Annotated in this window: 15 protein-coding genes; 12 read left to right on the top strand and 3 right to left on the bottom strand. The window is 64.2% G+C overall.

All coding sequences use genetic code 11. From position 1 onward, the window contains the following. The 4 genes from HP499_RS10820 to HP499_RS10805 form a co-directional block, all read left to right on the top strand. Window positions 1-627 (top strand): NADP-dependent malic enzyme (locus HP499_RS10820; RefSeq protein WP_305849738.1); only part of this gene is annotated, 627 nt, incomplete at its 5' end. Window positions 628-645: 18 nt separating this feature from the next. Continuing rightward, the gene (gene aceB, locus HP499_RS10815) at window positions 646-2,244 is read left to right on the top strand and encodes a malate synthase A (RefSeq protein WP_172324078.1); all 1,599 of its coding nucleotides are present in this window, start codon (window positions 646-648) and stop codon (window positions 2,242-2,244) included. A 1-nt stretch (window position 2,245) separates the two neighbouring features. Next, window positions 2,246-3,508 carry a DUF6986 family protein gene (locus HP499_RS10810; protein ID WP_172324077.1) on the top strand — a complete coding sequence of 421 codons (1,263 nt, stop codon included), beginning with the start codon at window positions 2,246-2,248 and terminating at the stop codon, window positions 3,506-3,508. A gap of 14 nt (window positions 3,509-3,522) precedes the next feature. Continuing rightward, the gene (locus tag HP499_RS10805; RefSeq protein ID WP_172324076.1) at window positions 3,523-4,335 is read left to right on the top strand and encodes a bifunctional allantoicase/(S)-ureidoglycine aminohydrolase; all 813 of its coding nucleotides are present in this window, start codon (window positions 3,523-3,525) and stop codon (window positions 4,333-4,335) included. Between the two features lie 85 nt (window positions 4,336-4,420). Here HP499_RS10805 and HP499_RS10800 read toward each other — a convergent pair whose 3' ends face one another. Together HP499_RS10800 and HP499_RS10795 are read right to left on the bottom strand one after the other, a co-directional pair. Beyond that, on the bottom strand, window positions 4,421-4,717 hold the full coding sequence (locus HP499_RS10800) for a hypothetical protein (RefSeq protein ID WP_172324075.1): 297 nt from the start codon (window positions 4,715-4,717) through the stop codon (window positions 4,421-4,423). An 85-nt stretch (window positions 4,718-4,802) separates the two neighbouring features. Then, window positions 4,803-5,117 (bottom strand): MmcQ/YjbR family DNA-binding protein, encoded by a 315-nt coding sequence (locus HP499_RS10795; RefSeq protein WP_172324074.1) that lies wholly within the window; start codon window positions 5,115-5,117, stop codon window positions 4,803-4,805. Window positions 5,118-5,629: 512 nt separating this feature from the next. Between HP499_RS10795 and HP499_RS10790 the strand changes: the two genes are divergently transcribed. From HP499_RS10790 to HP499_RS10755, 8 genes are all read left to right on the top strand, one after another. Next, a complete protein-coding gene (locus tag HP499_RS10790; RefSeq protein ID WP_172324073.1) occupies window positions 5,630-6,217 on the top strand; it encodes a DinB family protein in 588 nt (195 codons plus the stop codon). Between the two features lie 65 nt (window positions 6,218-6,282). Further along, entirely contained in the window at window positions 6,283-7,263 is a 981-nt protein-coding gene (locus tag HP499_RS10785; RefSeq protein WP_172324072.1) for a phosphodiester glycosidase family protein, read from the top strand. Beyond that, window positions 7,260-8,399 (top strand): GtrA family protein, encoded by a 1,140-nt coding sequence (locus HP499_RS10780; RefSeq protein WP_172324071.1) that lies wholly within the window; start codon window positions 7,260-7,262, stop codon window positions 8,397-8,399. Before HP499_RS10785 ends, HP499_RS10780 begins: the two co-directional genes overlap by 4 nt. Continuing rightward, window positions 8,399-9,109, top strand: a complete 711-nt coding sequence (locus HP499_RS10775; RefSeq protein WP_172324070.1) for a DUF4956 domain-containing protein — start codon at window positions 8,399-8,401, stop codon at window positions 9,107-9,109. The genes HP499_RS10780 and HP499_RS10775 overlap by 1 nt, the downstream gene beginning before the upstream one ends. A gap of 23 nt (window positions 9,110-9,132) precedes the next feature. Continuing rightward, window positions 9,133-9,894, top strand: coding sequence for a polyphosphate polymerase domain-containing protein (locus tag HP499_RS10770; RefSeq protein ID WP_172324080.1), 762 nt, complete (start codon window positions 9,133-9,135; stop codon window positions 9,892-9,894). Window positions 9,895-9,938: 44 nt separating this feature from the next. Further along, window positions 9,939-11,546 carry a carbohydrate-binding domain-containing protein gene (locus HP499_RS10765; protein ID WP_172324069.1) on the top strand — a complete coding sequence of 536 codons (1,608 nt, stop codon included), beginning with the start codon at window positions 9,939-9,941 and terminating at the stop codon, window positions 11,544-11,546. A 433-nt stretch (window positions 11,547-11,979) separates the two neighbouring features. Beyond that, window positions 11,980-12,480, top strand: a complete 501-nt coding sequence (locus tag HP499_RS10760; protein WP_253951522.1) for a sensor histidine kinase — start codon at window positions 11,980-11,982, stop codon at window positions 12,478-12,480. 107 nt (window positions 12,481-12,587) lie between these two features. After that, on the top strand, window positions 12,588-14,792 hold the full coding sequence (locus HP499_RS10755) for a transglycosylase domain-containing protein (protein ID WP_172324068.1): 2,205 nt from the start codon (window positions 12,588-12,590) through the stop codon (window positions 14,790-14,792). Between the two features lie 86 nt (window positions 14,793-14,878). Here the strand turns inward: HP499_RS10755 and HP499_RS10750 are convergent. After that, the coding region (locus HP499_RS10750; RefSeq protein WP_172324067.1) for an FAD-binding protein at window positions 14,879-15,949 on the bottom strand (1,071 nt) is incomplete at its 5' end.

The following is a 15,949-nucleotide window of genomic DNA, read 5'->3' as shown; positions in this document are numbered from 1 at the left end:
CTCTCCGAGGTCAAGATCGTGGTGTCGGGCGTCGGCGCTGCCGGCTCGGCCATCATCCAGCTCCTCAAGGCCCAAGGCGCGCAGCACATCATCGCCGCCGGCCGCTCCGGTGCCATCCACTCCGGCGAGGAATACGGCGACGAACACCGCAGCTGGATTGCAGCGAACACCAACGAAGAAGGCTTCTCCGGAACCCTGCACGACGCCCTCAAGGGAGCCGACGTCTTCATTGGCGTCTCCGCCCCGCACGTGATCGGCGAAGAGCAGGTTGCTTCCATGGCCGAAGACTCGATCGTGTTCGCCATGGCCAACCCCACGCCGGAAATCGACCCCGTAGTTGCGTCCAAGCACGCAGCCGTGGTTGCCACCGGACGCAGCGACTTCCCGAACCAGATCAACAACGTGCTGGCCTTCCCGGGCTTCTTCCGCGGGCTGCTGGACGCCGGGGCCTCAGACATCACCCCGAACATGCTGGTGGCCGCCGCCGAGGCAATTGCCAACCGGGTGGCTGACGATGAGCTCAACGCGAGTTACATTATCCCCAGCGTCTTCGATCCCCATGTTGCCGCCGATGTTGCGACCGCCGTGGCAAATGCGGCGCACGCCAACGCCGCCAGCGCACTCTAGAAAAAGGAATCCGCTCACATGGCTATCACAGTCACCGATCCCCGGCCGGTCGATCGCGCCGAGGAAATCCTCACCCCCAAGGCTTTGGCCTTCATCGAGGAACTGCACAACCGCTTTGCCGGCACCCGCAACGAGCTCCTCCAGGCCCGGGGCGTCAAGCGCCAGAAAGTGGCCGACACAAGCCGCCTGGACTTCCTCCCGGAAACGCAGGAAATCCGCGACGGCGACTGGAAGGTCGCCGAGGCACCGGCAGCTTTGCAGGACCGCCGCGTTGAGATGACCGGTCCGGCAACCCCGGCCAAGATGGCCATCAATGCCCTCAACTCCGGCGCCAAGGTGTGGCTCGCGGACCTCGAAGACGCCAGCACACCCACCTGGCCCAACGTCATCGATGCCATCCTTAACCTCCGCGACGCTGCCCAGGGCACCCTGAGCTACACCTCGCCAGAGGGCAAGGAATACCGCCTGCGCACCGACGCTCCCCTGGCCGTTGTGGTGGCCCGTCCGCGCGGCTGGCACATGGAAGAAAGCCACTTGCTGATCGACGGCGAACCCGCCGTGGGTGCGCTGGTGGACTTCGGCTTGCACTTCTTCCACATCGCCAAGCAGCTCCTCCTCAACGGCCAGGGCCCGTACTACTACCTGCCCAAGATGGAGAGCCACCTTGAGGCCCGCCTCTGGAACGATGTCTTTGTGTTCGCGCAGGACTTCCTCGGCATCCCGCAGGGCAGCATCCGCGCCACGGTCCTTATTGAGACCATCCCCGCAGCCTTCGAGATGGACGAGATCCTCTACGAACTGCGCGACCACGCATCGGGCCTGAACGCCGGTCGTTGGGATTACCTGTTCAGCATCATCAAGTACTTCCGTGATGCCGGCGAGGAGTTCGTCCTCCCGGACCGCGCCACCGTTGCCATGACGGCACCGTTCATGCGCGCGTACACCGAACTCCTGGTCAAGACCTGCCACAAGCGCGGCGCCTTCGCCATGGGTGGCATGGCCGCCGTCATCCCCAACCGCAAGCAGCCGGACGTCACTGCAGCAGCCTTCGACAAGGTCCGTGCCGACAAGACCCGCGAAGCAAACGATGGCTTCGACGGCTCCTGGGTTGCCCACCCGGACCTGGTTCCCACTTGCCGCGAAGTCTTTGACTCCGTGCTGGGTGACCGTCCCAATCAGCTGGACAAGCAACGCCCCGAGGTGAACGTCACCGCCGAGCAGCTGATCGACGTCGCGTCCGCCGGCGGAACCGTCACGGAAGCCGGCCTGCGGCTGAACCTGTACGTCGCCGTCGCTTATACGGGCGTCTGGATCTCCGGCAGCGGTGCAGTTGCCATCCACAACCTCATGGAAGACGCCGCAACCGCGGAGATCTCCCGTTCACAGGTGTGGCAGCAGCTGCGCAACAAGTCCGTCCTGGCGGACACGGGCAACACCGTGACCCGCGAACTGGTTACCCGCATCCTGGGCGAGGAGACCGAGCGCCTGCGCATCGAATTCGGCGACGAGAACTTCGCGAAGTACTACGAGCCTGCCTCCAAGCTGATCGAGGACATCTGTTTGTCCGACGATTACACGGACTTCCTCACCACTCCCGCGTACGAGCTGGTGGGCTGAGATGGGCTCATTCTCGTCCTCCGACCTGGCCCATATCGAGTCGCAGCTCGAGGCAACGGATCAGCTGCTGGACCGCAATTACCCGGGCGATGACGGCTCACGCCAGCCCATCCACACTGTCTACATCCCGGCCGACCGCTTGACGCCCACCTTCGTGGCGGACTGGGGCGCCCAGGCTCTCGCGACGGCGGAAGCACACGGCGGCCTCGAAAAGCTGGGCCGGCTGTTGGGCCAGGAGCCCGACCTCGCTGCCGCTGTTGCCTCCCGGGTGGCTTCCAAGCTGGCTGCTGAACCGATCGAGGACCTGCGTTTGGACTTCGAAGACGGCTACGGGGACCGCGGCGATGAGGCAGAAGACGCCGACGCCGTTGCTGCCGCCAAGGCTGTTGCCACCGCCGTTGCGGCCGGAACAGCTCCGCCCTTCATCGGCATCCGCTTCAAGTGCTTCGAAGCCCCCACCCGGGCCCGCGGACTGAAGACGCTGGACCTGTTCGTCTCCACGCTGGTTGAAGCCGGGGAGCTTCCGGCCGGGCTGATCCTCACCCTGCCCAAGGTCACCACGGTGGCCCAGGTTCAGGCCATGGATTATGCAGTGTCCCGCCTTGAGGAAGTCCACGGACTCCCCGCCGGCCGGCTCCGCTTTGAGGTGCAGGTGGAAACCCCGCAGCTCATCATCGGCGCTGACGGAACCTCACCTGTTGCCCAGCTCCCCCACGTTGTCCCGGGCCGCATCAGCGCCCTGCACTACGGGACCTACGATTACAGCGCCTCGCTGGGCATTTCCGCGGAATACCAGTCCATGGAGCACCCCGTGGCCGATTTCGCCAAGGAAGTCATGCAGCTCGCTGTCGCCGGAACGGGCATCCGCCTCTCCGACGGTTCCACCAACATCATCCCCGTGGGCGACGGTGTTGAGGATGCCTGGAAGCTGCACGGCCGCTTGGTCCGCAGGTCCCTGGAAAACGGCTATTACCAAGGCTGGGATCTCCACGCCGCCCAGCTCCCCAGCCGCTTCTCGGCGTCGTACGCTTTCTACCGCGAAGGCCTGCCCGCCGCCGCACTGCGCCTGCGCAACTATGTTGAGCGCACCGAAGGCGGCGTCATGGACGAGCCCGCCACCGCCCGCGCCCTGGCCGGCTTCGTCCTCCGCGGCGTCCAGTGCGGCGCAGTGGGGACCGACGAGGTCAAGGCGCTTGCCGGCGTCGAACTTTCACAGCTGACCGCACTGGCGCACCCGCGGCTCGCACAACCGACTTCCCACTGATAGGAGCATTTCGCATGGGCAAGTACTACTACCCGCAAGGCGGCCTGCCGCCTCAGACCCACCTCACCACGGAACGGGCGATCGTCACCGAGGCTTACACGGTGATCCCCAAGGGCGTCATGACGGACATCGTCACCAGCAACCTGCCGGGCTTCTCCAACACTCGCTCGTGGATCATCGCGCGGCCGATCTCCGGCTTCGCCACCACGTTCTCCCAGCTGATCGTGGAGATCGCACCGGGCGGCGCGGCTCCCAAGGCGGAGTTCGAGTCCGGCGTTGAAGGCGTCATTTTCGTCACCAAGGGCCAGGTCAACCTCACCCTGGACGGCGAACTGCACCACCTCGAAGAGGGTGGCTACGCCTACCTTGCTGCCGGCGCCGAGTGGGGCCTGGAAAACGTGTCCGACGACATCGTCTCCTTCCACTGGATCCGCAAGGCCTACGAGCGCCTTGAAGGCTTCGAAGCCAAATCCTTCGTCACCAACGAGAAGGACGTGGAACCCACCTCCATGCCGGACACGGACGACGTCTGGAAGACCACGCGTTTCACCGATTCCAGCGACCTGGCGCACGACATGCAGGTCAACATCGTCACCTTCCAGCCCGGCGGCGTGATCCCCTTCCCGGAGACCCACGTCATGGAGCACGGCCTGTACGTCCTTGAAGGCAAGGCCATGTACCTGCTGAACAACGACTGGGTTGAGGTGGAAGCCGGCGACTTCATGTGGTTGCGCGCGTTCTGCCCGCAGGCTTGCTACGCCGGTGGTCCGGGCGAGTTCCGTTACCTGCTGTACAAGGACATGAACCGCCAGGTGAAGCTCACCTAGTCTGTTCCTTCTGCTTGTGCCGAGATCGCCGGAATGCTGCCAGTTCGCTGGAGCTTTCCGGCGATTTCGCCGTTTTCCGGCGAACTCAGCGGCGGCGGCCTGTGGCGAGTCCCGCCCAGAAGGCGAGCATCAGCAGGCCAAGGACCGTCACAGCCAGCCCCACCTGGCTGGCTTGGCTGACCATCGTCACACCGTTGCCCAGGAAGAGCGTGTCGCTTAACGGCGCGTAGGCAACGAAGCCGAAGTCCGTGCTCTGGTTGCTAAACGCCACGATCAGCCCCACGATGACCGCGACCAGCCCCAGTAAAGGCACGACGACGGTTGCGAGTTTGCGTCCCGGCGTCGGTTGGTTGTGTTCCCCAAGTGTGTTGTTATCCCCCATGAGCCCGAGTCTAACCTGCGTGCGTGCACCCAACTGGGTAACAGCAAACGTCGCATTGAGCTCTCAATGGACCGTTTACTGCTATTCAGTTGGGTTTGCCCGGGCCGCCGGCGATTCTGTACGACTCCTGCAGCAACTCGTCGAGCTCGTCCGCGCCGATTCGTTCGAGCCGGACCAGCATGAGCTGGGGTGACTGCTCATGATGCGGGGTCCAGAAGAAGGTATCGGGGCTCATGGCTGCGAGCGCATCGCGTTCATCGGTTTTCACCGTGCCCACGCCCTCTTCCCAGATGCGTGCCATGAGGGTCTTGGCGAACCATGCCGGTTGTCCCCAGCTGGGCCGCTCAGTTACGCCTTGCATGCTCAGGCAGATGCGCCGGACGTCGTCTTCTGTGGCCATGGTTCACTGTGGCACCGTCAGGTTGGCTGCGACAAGCGAGTTCGCGGGAAGGCTGCGAAATGGCCGTAGGCTTCCATGCGACCTTGCGCGCTTCCCGCGAACCTGACGAACCCGGGGTTATCGACAAAAGCCCGCGGCAGCACCGGCGTCGTACCTTTAGGCTGCCCTGCCACGTCGCGGGAAACGTGCACGGCGCCGGGAATGCTGCGACACCGCCGGAACGTTCGGGCGATCCGGCAGGTTTCCCGCGAATACGGCGAACCCGGGGTTATCGACAAAAGCCCGCGGCAGCACCGGCGTCGTACCTTTAGGCTGCCCTGCCACGTCGCGGGAAACGTGCACGGCGCCGGGAATGCTGCCACACCGCCGGAACGTTCGGGCGATCCGGCAGGTTTCCCGCGAACCCGGGGGAGCACTTGGTGGAGCACGAGCTCGAGCCCGCGCTCCCGCCCGGCCCCGGTCCCCTCTCGCCCCCCCGCCCCCCGCGAAGGGCCTTCGGTAGAGTGCTCCCCATGGATGACAAAGCGATGCTGCACGGTTACTTGCGACTCCGCCGCGCTGACCTGCTGGCCAAGGTGGAGAACCTCAGCGAGTACGACGCCCGGCGGCCCCTGACCCCCACGGGAACTAACCTGCTGGGCCTGGTGAAACACGTGGCCAGCGTGGAGCTGGACTATTTCGGGGTGACGTTCGGGCGACCCAGTGGCCGCGAGCTGCCGTGGCTGGCCGAGGATGCTGAGCCCGATTCCGATATGTGGGTCCCTGCAAGTGAGACCCGTAAGGAGATCCTGGAGCTGCACCATTTCTCCGCAAAGCACAGCGATGAGACCATCGAGTCCCTCCCCTTGGACGCGCCGGGCGTTGTGCCATGGTGGTCCGAGGAGAAGAAGAACGTGACGCTCCACCAAATATTGGTCCACATGTGCGTGGAAACGGCCAGGCATGCCGGGCACGCGGACATCATCAGGGAACTCATCGACGGTTCCGCAGGTCAGAGGCCGGGCGATCCGAACATTCCCACCCGTAACTCCGAGGAGTGGGCTGCGCATCGGTTCCGGATCGAGGAAGCCGCGCGGGAGGCGGATCTCCGCCACTTCTGAACCTTCACAGCCCACGCATAAGGTGGGCAAACCTCCTGCGTAGCCTCGCTCCGTAGAAATGGGGCATGACTCCTCCACAGATTGAACACCGTAAGGGCGGCCGGACACGGCGCGCCGTCATCTCCGCCGTTCTGGCGGTCACTCTCTCTGCCGGGGGCGCCACTGCCTGGGCATTGGACCGTTTCGTGGTCCCTCATGCGGAAATCACCAACGTCAGCGAGTACGAAGCCAGCCAAGCCGGAACAAGCTCGACGACGGATGCCGCCTCTGCGGAGACGGCGGCGAGCGCCGTGGTCACCGATACCTCCTACACCTCGGGCGACACCGGCGTCACTATCTCCACGGTGACCACCGGCAGCGGCGACGATGCCGTGACGTACTACGTTGCCGACGTCGTGCTTGATGATGCAACCACGCTGAAGTCGGCGTTCGCCGAGGACACCTATGGCGAGAACATCACCGAAACCACGTCCGCGATCGCGGAGGACCACAACGCCATTTTCGCCATCAACGGCGATTACTACGGTTTCCGGGATACGGGCATCGTGATCCGCAACGGCGTGGTGTACCGGGATGAGGGCGCACGGCAGGGCCTGGCTTTCTATAAGGACGGGACCGTCAAGGTCTATGACGAGACCACCACCAGCGCTGAGCAACTCGTCGCCGACGGCGTGTGGAACACGCTCTCGTTCGGACCGTCGCTGCTGGAGAACGGGGAGATCGCCTCCGGCATCGAGGACGTGGAGGTTGATACCAACTTCGGCAACCACTCCATTCAGGGCGAGCAGCCCCGCACCGCAGTCGGCGTCATTGAGCAGAACCATCTGGTGTTCGTGGTGGTGGACGGCCGCAGCCCCGGCTACTCAGCAGGCGTGACCATGACCGGACTGGCCGGGATCATGAAGGACCTCGGCGCAACCACCGCGTACAACATCGACGGCGGCGGTTCCTCCACCATGTATTTCAACGGCTCCCTGGTGAACAACCCGCTCGGCGAGAACAAAGAGCGCGGCACCTCCGACATCCTCTACATCGCCCAGTCATGATCATTCTGATACCGGCCTACGAGCCGGACCACCAGCTCACCGCACTTGTCCGCAACCTTCAGGAAGCGGACCTGACCATCGTGGTGGTGGACGACGGCTCCGGACCGGATTACCAACAAACGTTCGACGACGCCGCCCGGCTTGGGTGCCATGTGCTCAGTTACGCCGTGAACGGTGGCAAGGGACACGCCCTCAAGAGTGGTTTCGCCTTCATTGCAGAACGTTTCCCGGGGCAGGACGTGGTGTGCGCGGACAGCGATGGCCAGCACGCCGTGGCCGATATCCTGGCCGTGGCCGACCGCGTCCGCCAGGTCCCGGCGTCGATGGTCCTTGGCTGCCGGAACTTCACCGGTGATGTCCCGGCCCGCAGCAAGTTTGGCAACACGGTAACCCGGGCCCTGTTCAGGCTGGCAACAGGGCAACGGGTCGCCGATACGCAAACGGGCCTGCGGGGATACCGGGCTGACATGCTCCCGTGGCTGCTGTCAGTCCGTGGTCGGCGCTATGAGTACGAACTCAATCTGCTGCTCGAGGCGAAACAGGCCGGCTACGGCGTCGAATCCGTGGAGATCGCAACCGTCTATCTGGACCACAACTCCGGCTCACACTTTCGTCCGGTGGCCGACTCCCTGAGGATCTACGCACCGCTACTGAAGTTCCTGGGATCATCGTTGTCCGCGTTCGTGGTGGACATGGTGATGTTCCTGGTGTTGAACGCGCTGACTGATTCCCTCCTGGTGGCCGTGGTGGGAGCCCGGCTGCTCAGTGCCTCGGTGAACTTCCTGGTCAATCGCCGGCTGGTCTTTGAGCATGGCAAGGACACCCCGCTACGTGCTGCGGCCACCGGATACGCGTCCCTGGTAGCTGTCCTGCTGGCCGCCAACTACGCTGCCATGGCTGCCCTCATCTCCCTGGCCGTCCCGGACGTACCGGCCAAACTCGTCACGGAAGTGACCCTGCTGGGTATCAGCTATGCCGTGCAGCAACGCTTCCTGTTCGCCCGCAAGGCCCGCAGCGACGCATCGGAAACGGCCCGCAGCCAAACACATATCCCCGCCTTGGTCCCGGCACAGTTTCAGCACAGCATGCCCGGGAAAAGTGGAGATCAATCCCCCAAGAGATTCCGGAGTAACTGATGAACACCATCATCCTCATCGCGGCAGACCTGGCCGCCATCACCATTTTGACCCTGGCCCTCTACCTCCGCCGCCACCGGCGCCGTGACCTGGTGGTCTCGTATTTGGGCATGAACGTTGGCGTCCTGGCAGTTGCCACGGCCTTGTCCGGGTCGGCTGCCGGCGTTGGGCTGGGATTAGGCCTGTTCGGTGTCCTCTCCATCATCCGGCTCCGGTCCACCGAACTGGCCCAGCACGAAGTGGCCTACTACTTCTCGGCACTGGCATTGGGCTTGATCGCGGGCATCGGGGTGGAGCCGCTCTGGCTGACCCTGGCCCTCATGGCGCTGGTCCTCCTGGTGATGTTCGTTGGCGACAACCCACGGGTACTGCCCTCCTACCGGCACCAGATGGTGGTCCTGGACCGCGCCATCACCAACGAACCCGAGCTCTACGCCCGGCTGGAGGAAGTCCTCAACGGCACCGTGCATTCGGCCACCATCCAGGAACTCGATTTGGTCAATGACAAGACCGTTGTGGACGTCCGGTATGCGGTCCGCCCACAACAGCCACGGCACGCGCAGTTGGGTTTCGTTCAGCCCGCCGGCGCACTCTCGCCCGCGCCCCAGGAACTGCCGTCGCATCCAGTACTTCCGGCACAGTCCCCGCAGCAAGCACAGCCATCCGTACCCACCCAGCCATCCGTGCCCACTTCGGCAGGTGTGGCGTGAGCCGGGTCGATGCCGAACCGGTCATGCCGCAACTGAGCCAGCTGCCCGCCGTCGGGCTTGAAGAACTCACCACGGAGGCTGCGCTGCTGACCCGGGTTGACCGCAAGTATCTGGTGCCGCCGGCCACTGCCCGGAAGATCCTCAGCACGTTCGGCGCCGAGGCCCGGGTGCTGGAAATGGACGGGAACCGCACGTTTGCCTACGACTCCGTCTATTTCGATACCCCCGCCCTGGACAGCTACATGCTGGCAGCCCATGGCCGCCGCAGGAGGTTCAAGATCCGCACACGAACCTACCTGGACAGCGGGGCCAGCTTCCTGGAAGTCAAGACCGAAGGCGCGCGCGAGGCCACAGTCAAAGAGCGGATTCCGTACGAGTTGGGCCACCGTGAACATCTGACGGACGAAGGGTTGGCCTACGTCAATGAGACCCTGGCCGCGGTCCTCGGGGACGTACACTTTGGCCCCCTTGAGCCGGTACTGTCCACACGCTACAACCGCACCACACTGTTCCTCCCCGAATCCGGAAGCCGCGCGACCATCGACTCCGACGTCATCTGGCAAAGCCCCAACGGCCAGCCGTGGGTGCTGGATGACGCCGTGGTGGTGGAGACAAAATCCGGTTCGGCTCCGGGTCCGCTGGACCGGCATCTGTGGGCGCACGGCGTCCGGCCGTGCCGCATCTCCAAATTCGCCACCGGCATGGCCGCGCTCCATCCCGAGCTCCCAGCCAACCGTTGGAACCAAACACTCCGGCGCAGGATGCCCCTGCGTCCTGCCTGCTGACATCCCGTCCGCTGACTTTCCCTCCACAGACTTAGGAAACCACTATGCGCTCTTTCCGTACCTCCCTTTCCGTTGCCGCCGTGGCCCTGGCCGTATCGTTGGCCGGCTGCTCCACTGCCGCCACCAGCTCCACGCCCACCGGCACCACCTCAAGCAACACCACCACAAACACCACCCAGCAGGCGGTCACCGCAGCCACCGTCGAGGAAGACACCCATTACGACAACGACGACCTCACGTGGGACGCCGCAACCGAAGTGGCCATCAGCCTGGCCGACGACGGCAGCAAAGTGACGTCGTCGGGCTCCACCGGCGTGGCGGTAGACGGCGATACCGTCACCATCAGTGCGGCCGGAACCTACCGCCTCAGCGGCTCGCTGAGCGACGGCCACATCGTAGTAGCGGCGGGCGAGGAAGACACGGTGCGCATCATTCTGGACGGCGTTGAACTGGGCAACTCCAACGGTTCGCCGTTCGTGGTGCAGAGCGCGGATGAGGCGATCGTGTACCTGGAAGACGGCAGCACCAACACCCTGACCGACGCCACCACCTATGCCGACCAAGGCGACGACGCCCCCAACGCGGCGCTCTACTCCATGGCCGACCTCACCATCGCCGGAACCGGTTCCCTCACCGTCAACGGGAAATCCAACGACGGCATCGTGTCCAAGGACGGCCTGGTGATGGCCGCCGGCAAGGTTACCGTGGACGCGGTGGACGACGGCATCCGCGGCAAGGACTACACCGTCCTGCTGGACGGCGCCTACCAGGTGACCGCGGGCGGGGACGGCGTGAAGGCGGACAACGAGACGGACGAGGGCCGGGGCTGGCTGCTGGTCAGCGGTGGCTCGCTGACCGTCAACGCCGGCGACGACGGCGTGAAGGCGTTCAACACCCTCACCGTTTCCGGCGGGACCGTCACCGTTGCCGAGTCGGAGGAAGGGCTGGAGGCACAGCACATCGCCATCTCCGGGGGCGACGTCACCGTCACTGCGAACGACGACGGCGTCAACGCCTCGGGAGGGTCGTCCACCTCCGCGGCCACTGACGCCGGCGCGGCGGGTGGCATGGGCGGCGGCATGGGAGGACCCGGGGGCATGGGCGGCGGCGAGATGGCGGCAGGCGACTACTCCGTTGACGTATCCGGCGGAACACTGACCATCAACTCCGAAGGCGATGGCCTGGACTCCAACGGCAGTGCCAACATTTCTGGCGGAACCGTGGTGGTCAACGGTCCCACCAACGACGGCAACGGTGCTCTGGATGTAAACGGCGAGCTGGTAGTCAGTGGCGGAACCGTGGCCGCAGCAGGCAGCGCAGGCATGGCGGTCACCCCTGGGACGTCGTCCACGCAGTCAGGGGTGCAAGTGACCTTCGATTCTTCCGTGTCGGCCGGAACTCCGGTGCACATTGTAGATTCCTCCGGCACTGTGGTTGCCACCTTCGTGGTCACCAAGACCATTGCCTCCTTGGTGTTCTCGTCCTCCGCGATCACCGAGGGTGAAAGCTACACGGTGTATACCGGGGGCAGCGCCGATGCCGGAGCCGGCCTGACCACGGGTTCCACTGACGGGGCACAGGAGCAGGGAACCGTCACCGCTGGCCAGTACACCCAGGCCCAGGGGCCGGGAGGTGGTGGCGGCCGCCGGTAGGTTCGACTCCCCAAGAGTGGCCGATGGCCCGTGGCTACGTCACCCCCTTTGATGGCTTTTCTGGCTGAAATCAACCTTTTTGGTTTTCATTTAGCGAGCTGAACGGTCAAAGTGGGTAGCGAAGCCACACCCCGTTCGGCAGCGATGAACTTCCGGTCACAGGTGCGTGCCGGCTGGTGCTCACCGCCTTTCACCGGAGGAGGTAGCCACCAGAGGAGGTAGCCCTCACCATTCAGCGCCCGACGACGACACTCGCCTGCCGTCGTCGGGCGCTGTTTTGGCGTCCACCGGGCCACGTGCGCCGCCCCTGCAAGCCTGCCCCGCAAACTTGATGCGAACTTGAGCCAATCGAAAAGGTTCCTTGATATAGCGGCGCCACGCTGGAATCAGTCGGAGCACCCATACCGAGGGGTTTCGGCAACGAATCTCAAGTATGAAAGACAACGATGTGGGGGACGCAATGGAGCATTCATCAGCACTCAGTGAGGTTGTTGCCGTCAAGGGCATCATCCAGGACCAGCACCCCGTGGATTTTTACGCTTTGGGCGTCGCCGGATGCATTGATCGGCTCGCCGCGCCGCTGCGGCGGACCGGCATCACCGTCCACTGGCACACCCCGCATCACGGCATCGAGATCTCGTCCTCGGCCGCGGCCCTCCTCTATCACGTGGCGCAGGAGACCTTCAGCAACACCCTGAACTACGCCGACGCCAGCGAGCTCACCGTTCGCCTCAACGCCGTTTACCACGGCATCCAGCTCACCATCACTGACGATGGCACAGGATTCGAAATCCATGCGGCACCCAGCGGCCGGCGGCACGGTTTCGGCCTGTTGTTGATGTCCATCGCAGTGCACGACGCCGGCGGGACAGTAGACATTGACTCCGCCCCAGGGCGGGGCACCAGTGTGCGGGTCACGCTACCGCTGGATTGAGTCCGATTTGGGACCTTTTTTGGCCTCCCAGCCATGGCCCAACCGGTTTCCCGGACGTATTCTGTAGCTACTTTTCAGCCTGACATCCCGGACGGATTGGCACGAAAATGGCGCAGAACAAGGGTCCAAAGGCAGGTCTCGGCAAGGTCCTTCTCAGGGTCTTCGGGTACTTCTTCGTGAGCATCCTCTGCGGTGTGTTGATCTCCGGGCTGGTGGTCCCCGTGGTGGCATTCACCAGCACCACCGTGGGCGGCTCGATCGGGTTCTATGAAGACCTCCCGAGCGAACTGAACGTCGATTCCCCATCCCTTTCCAGCACGGTGGTTTCCGCGGACGGCCAGCACATCGCCACCTTCTACGCGGAAAACCGGGTCAAGGTGCCCTTGGAGGAGATGTCGCCCTTCATCCGCGAGGCGATCGTGGCCATCGAAGACAGCCGTTTTTACGATCACGCCGGGGTGGACGCGCAGGGCATCATCCGGGCGTTGAGCTCCAACCTCACCAAAGGCACACGCCAAGGGGCCTCCACGTTGACGCAGCAATACGTCACCAACGTGCTGAACGAGTCACGATTGTCCGAGGGCCGTCCGGAAGACGTGGTACTCAGCGGCCAAAAGACCATGGGAGATAAGCTCCGTGAGATCAAGCTGGCCCTCGAACTGGAAAAGCGGTTCAACAAGGAGCAGATCCTTGAGGGGTACCTGAACATCGTCTTCTTCAACCGGGATGCCTACGGCATTGAAGCCGCGTCACGCTATTTCTTCAGCACGTCGGCAAAAGACTTGACCCTGCCGCAGGCCGCCCTCCTTGCCGGCCTGGTCAACGGACCCAGTATCTACGATCCCACTGTGGACCCGGATGCGGCGTTGAAGCGGCGCAACCTCGTCCTTGACCGGATGGTGGAACAGGGCAAGATCACCCCGGTGGACCACGGCGTGGCGGTGGCAACGCCTATAGAGCTGAACATCACGCCTTCACGTCAGGGCTGCGCGGGCGCTTCGATCGCCACCTACTTCTGCGACTACGTCTCGCACCTGATTCTCAACGACGAGACCTATGGATCCACTGTCAATGAACGCGAGCGCCTGCTCTACCGCGGCGGGCTCACCATCACCACCACCTTGGACAGCAGGCTCCAAGCCGTTGCCCAGGCCCAAGTGGACGCCTCTGCCGGGGAGAACCCGGATAAATGGGGCGCGGCCATGACCACCGTGCAGCCGGGCACCGGGAAGATCCTGGCGATGGCACAGAACACGGTCTTTGTCCCGCAGGAAGGGAAGTACGACACCCAGCTGAACTTCAACGTCGATGCCAAGGACGGGAACGGGTACGACCTCAACGGTGCAGGGGGCTTCCAGCCGGGCTCCACCATGAAGCCGTTCATCTACGCCGAATGGCTCAACCAAGGCAAGCACCCCACCGCCACAGTTGACGCCTCACGCAGGGTCTACCCCGTCGGGTTCCCCTGGCGATCCAGCTGCGGCAAAGTCATGGGCGGCTACAGCAGCGCCCAGAAAGCACAGAACCTGGGCGCAGACGACGACCTGCAAAACAACGATCCCGGGTACTACCGCCCCATGCCCATCAATTACGGCCTTTACAACTCCATCAACACCGCCACCTTTGCCACCGCAGCCCAGTTGGACTTCTGCGGTATCCAGAAGATGGTGGACACCGTGGGCTTGCACAGCGGCTTGGACAACGCCCCGGTGAACATGCACCAGATCGGCAACCTGCTGGGCTCCATCGGCGTTGCACCGCTGGTCTTGGCGAGTGCTTACGCCACATTCGCCAATGACGGCACGTACTGCGCCCCCATCGCCATCACCGGGATCAGCGACTCCCAAGGACGCCAATTCGAAGCCCAAACACCGGAGTGCCGGGAGGCCGTCAAACCATCGGTGGCCCGTGGTGTCAATGCCGTCCTGCAGGATGTGTTGAAGATGGGTTCCGGGGTGTGGATCGAGCCCAAGGTCCACACCAAGGTCCCGGTAGCTGCCAAGACCGGCACATCCAACAACAATGGAGCCACGTGGGTTGCCGGCTACACAACGGCACTTGCCACGGCGTCGTTCTTTGGGGATACGACGGCGGGACAGCAGCGCGCGGGGCAGAACGTCACCATTAACGGCAAGTTCTACAAGTCCTTGGACGGTTACATGATCGCCGGGCCGCAATGGGCCAACTATATGGTGGAGGCCACGGCCCTCTACCCCGGCGGTCCTTTCGCGGCACCTGCTCCCCCGCCGGCACCTTCCACTCCGGCACCCACCACCCCGGTGCCGACCCTCCCGCGCCTCACGGGAGGGTAGCGCGCAACAATCACCCCGCGTTGCGAGGCCTGCTCTGCGCGCAATTCCTGCGCTAAACCCTGTACAGCAGGCCTCACAACGTTTCGCTACAGCGTGACCTCGGCGGCCGCGCGCGTGCCGTCCTCATAGCTGTCCACCCCGGCAAGATGGCGGCCTGCAATGTACCCGAACGTCAGCGCGGGCCCGAGGTTGATGCCGCCTGCGGGATAGTGCCCACCCATGACGTTGGTTTGGTCATTCCCCGCGACGTACAGGCCGGAGATCGGTTCGCCGTCGTCGTTGAGCGCCCGTGACCTGCCGTCAGTTTCGATCCCGGCGAAGGTGCCAAAGCTCCCCGGAACCACCCGGACGGCGTAAAACGGGCCCCTCTCGATGGGGCCCAATGACGGGTTTGGTTGGTGGGTGGGATCTCCGCCGTAGCGGTTGAAGGCTGTCCCGCCGCGCTCGAAGTCAGGGTCGACGCCGTCCCGGGCGTTGGCATTGAACCTCTCCACTGTGCGGCGCAACTCCGCGGGGTCGATTCCGCATTTCGTGGCAAGCTCCTCCAACGTCCGGCCCTTGATGAGGTACCCGGATCGCAGGTAGGGGAACAGCGGGACGGGCAGCGGTTTGGCCATGCCCAGCGGGAACCTGCGCACGAACCGGCTGTCCGCGATCTGCCACGACTCCACGGTGGCACCTTCCGGCGTCGCGGCCAGGAGCGCCTCCACGTAGTCGTAGTAGCCGTTGGCTTCGTTCACGAACCGTTTTCCATCCGCGCGGACACCGATGCTGCCGGGCTTGGCACGGTCCATGATGTGCGGAAACACCCCGGTCCGGCCGTTGCGGTACGGCACCAGCGACACCGGACACCACGCAGCGGGCGACTTCACGTCGGTGTTGAAACGCGCACCCACCGACGTTGCCAGGCTAATGCCGTCGCCAGTGGTCTCCTGCGGGGAAAGCGTCCAGTGCTCCCGGCCGGTGGGCGTCTTGGGGAACAGTTCCTTTCGACGCTGAACATCGTTGGGGAAGCCCCCGGTTGCCAGCACCACGCCGCGGCTCGCGTTGATCCGGAGCTCACCCTCAGGAGAACGCACGACGGCGCCTGTCACCTTCCCGCTGTCATCGCTGAGCAGCGCTGTGGCAGGGGTGGAAACGCGGATGTCCACGTCCAG

This window comes from Paenarthrobacter sp. CM16, from assembly GCF_013179505.1.
Classification (GTDB): Bacteria; Actinomycetota; Actinomycetes; order Actinomycetales; family Micrococcaceae; genus Arthrobacter.
The sequence above is the reverse complement of the archived record's forward strand: the minus strand, read 5'-3'. Positions and strand labels throughout refer to the sequence as shown.

Bases quoted from the DNA above. Each gene is read 5' to 3' on its own strand.
- aceB (WP_172324078.1), top strand. From the start codon at position 646: ATGGCTATCACAGTCACCGATCCCCGGCCGGTCGATCGCGCCGAGGAA.
- HP499_RS10810 (WP_172324077.1), top strand. From the start codon at position 2,246: ATGGGCTCATTCTCGTCCTCCGACCTGGCCCATATCGAGTCGCAGCTC.
- HP499_RS10805 (WP_172324076.1), top strand. From the start codon at position 3,523: ATGGGCAAGTACTACTACCCGCAAGGCGGCCTGCCGCCTCAGACCCAC.
- HP499_RS10800 (WP_172324075.1), bottom strand. From the start codon at position 4,717: ATGGGGGATAACAACACACTTGGGGAACACAACCAACCGACGCCGGGA.
- HP499_RS10795 (WP_172324074.1), bottom strand. From the start codon at position 5,117: ATGGCCACAGAAGACGACGTCCGGCGCATCTGCCTGAGCATGCAAGGC.
- HP499_RS10790 (WP_172324073.1), top strand. From the start codon at position 5,630: ATGGATGACAAAGCGATGCTGCACGGTTACTTGCGACTCCGCCGCGCT.
- HP499_RS10785 (WP_172324072.1), top strand. From the start codon at position 6,283: ATGACTCCTCCACAGATTGAACACCGTAAGGGCGGCCGGACACGGCGC.
- HP499_RS10780 (WP_172324071.1), top strand. From the start codon at position 7,260: ATGATCATTCTGATACCGGCCTACGAGCCGGACCACCAGCTCACCGCA.
- HP499_RS10775 (WP_172324070.1), top strand. From the start codon at position 8,399: ATGAACACCATCATCCTCATCGCGGCAGACCTGGCCGCCATCACCATT.
- HP499_RS10770 (WP_172324080.1), top strand. From the start codon at position 9,133: ATGCCGCAACTGAGCCAGCTGCCCGCCGTCGGGCTTGAAGAACTCACC.
- HP499_RS10765 (WP_172324069.1), top strand. From the start codon at position 9,939: ATGCGCTCTTTCCGTACCTCCCTTTCCGTTGCCGCCGTGGCCCTGGCC.
- HP499_RS10760 (WP_253951522.1), top strand. From the start codon at position 11,980: ATGAAAGACAACGATGTGGGGGACGCAATGGAGCATTCATCAGCACTC.
- HP499_RS10755 (WP_172324068.1), top strand. From the start codon at position 12,588: ATGGCGCAGAACAAGGGTCCAAAGGCAGGTCTCGGCAAGGTCCTTCTC.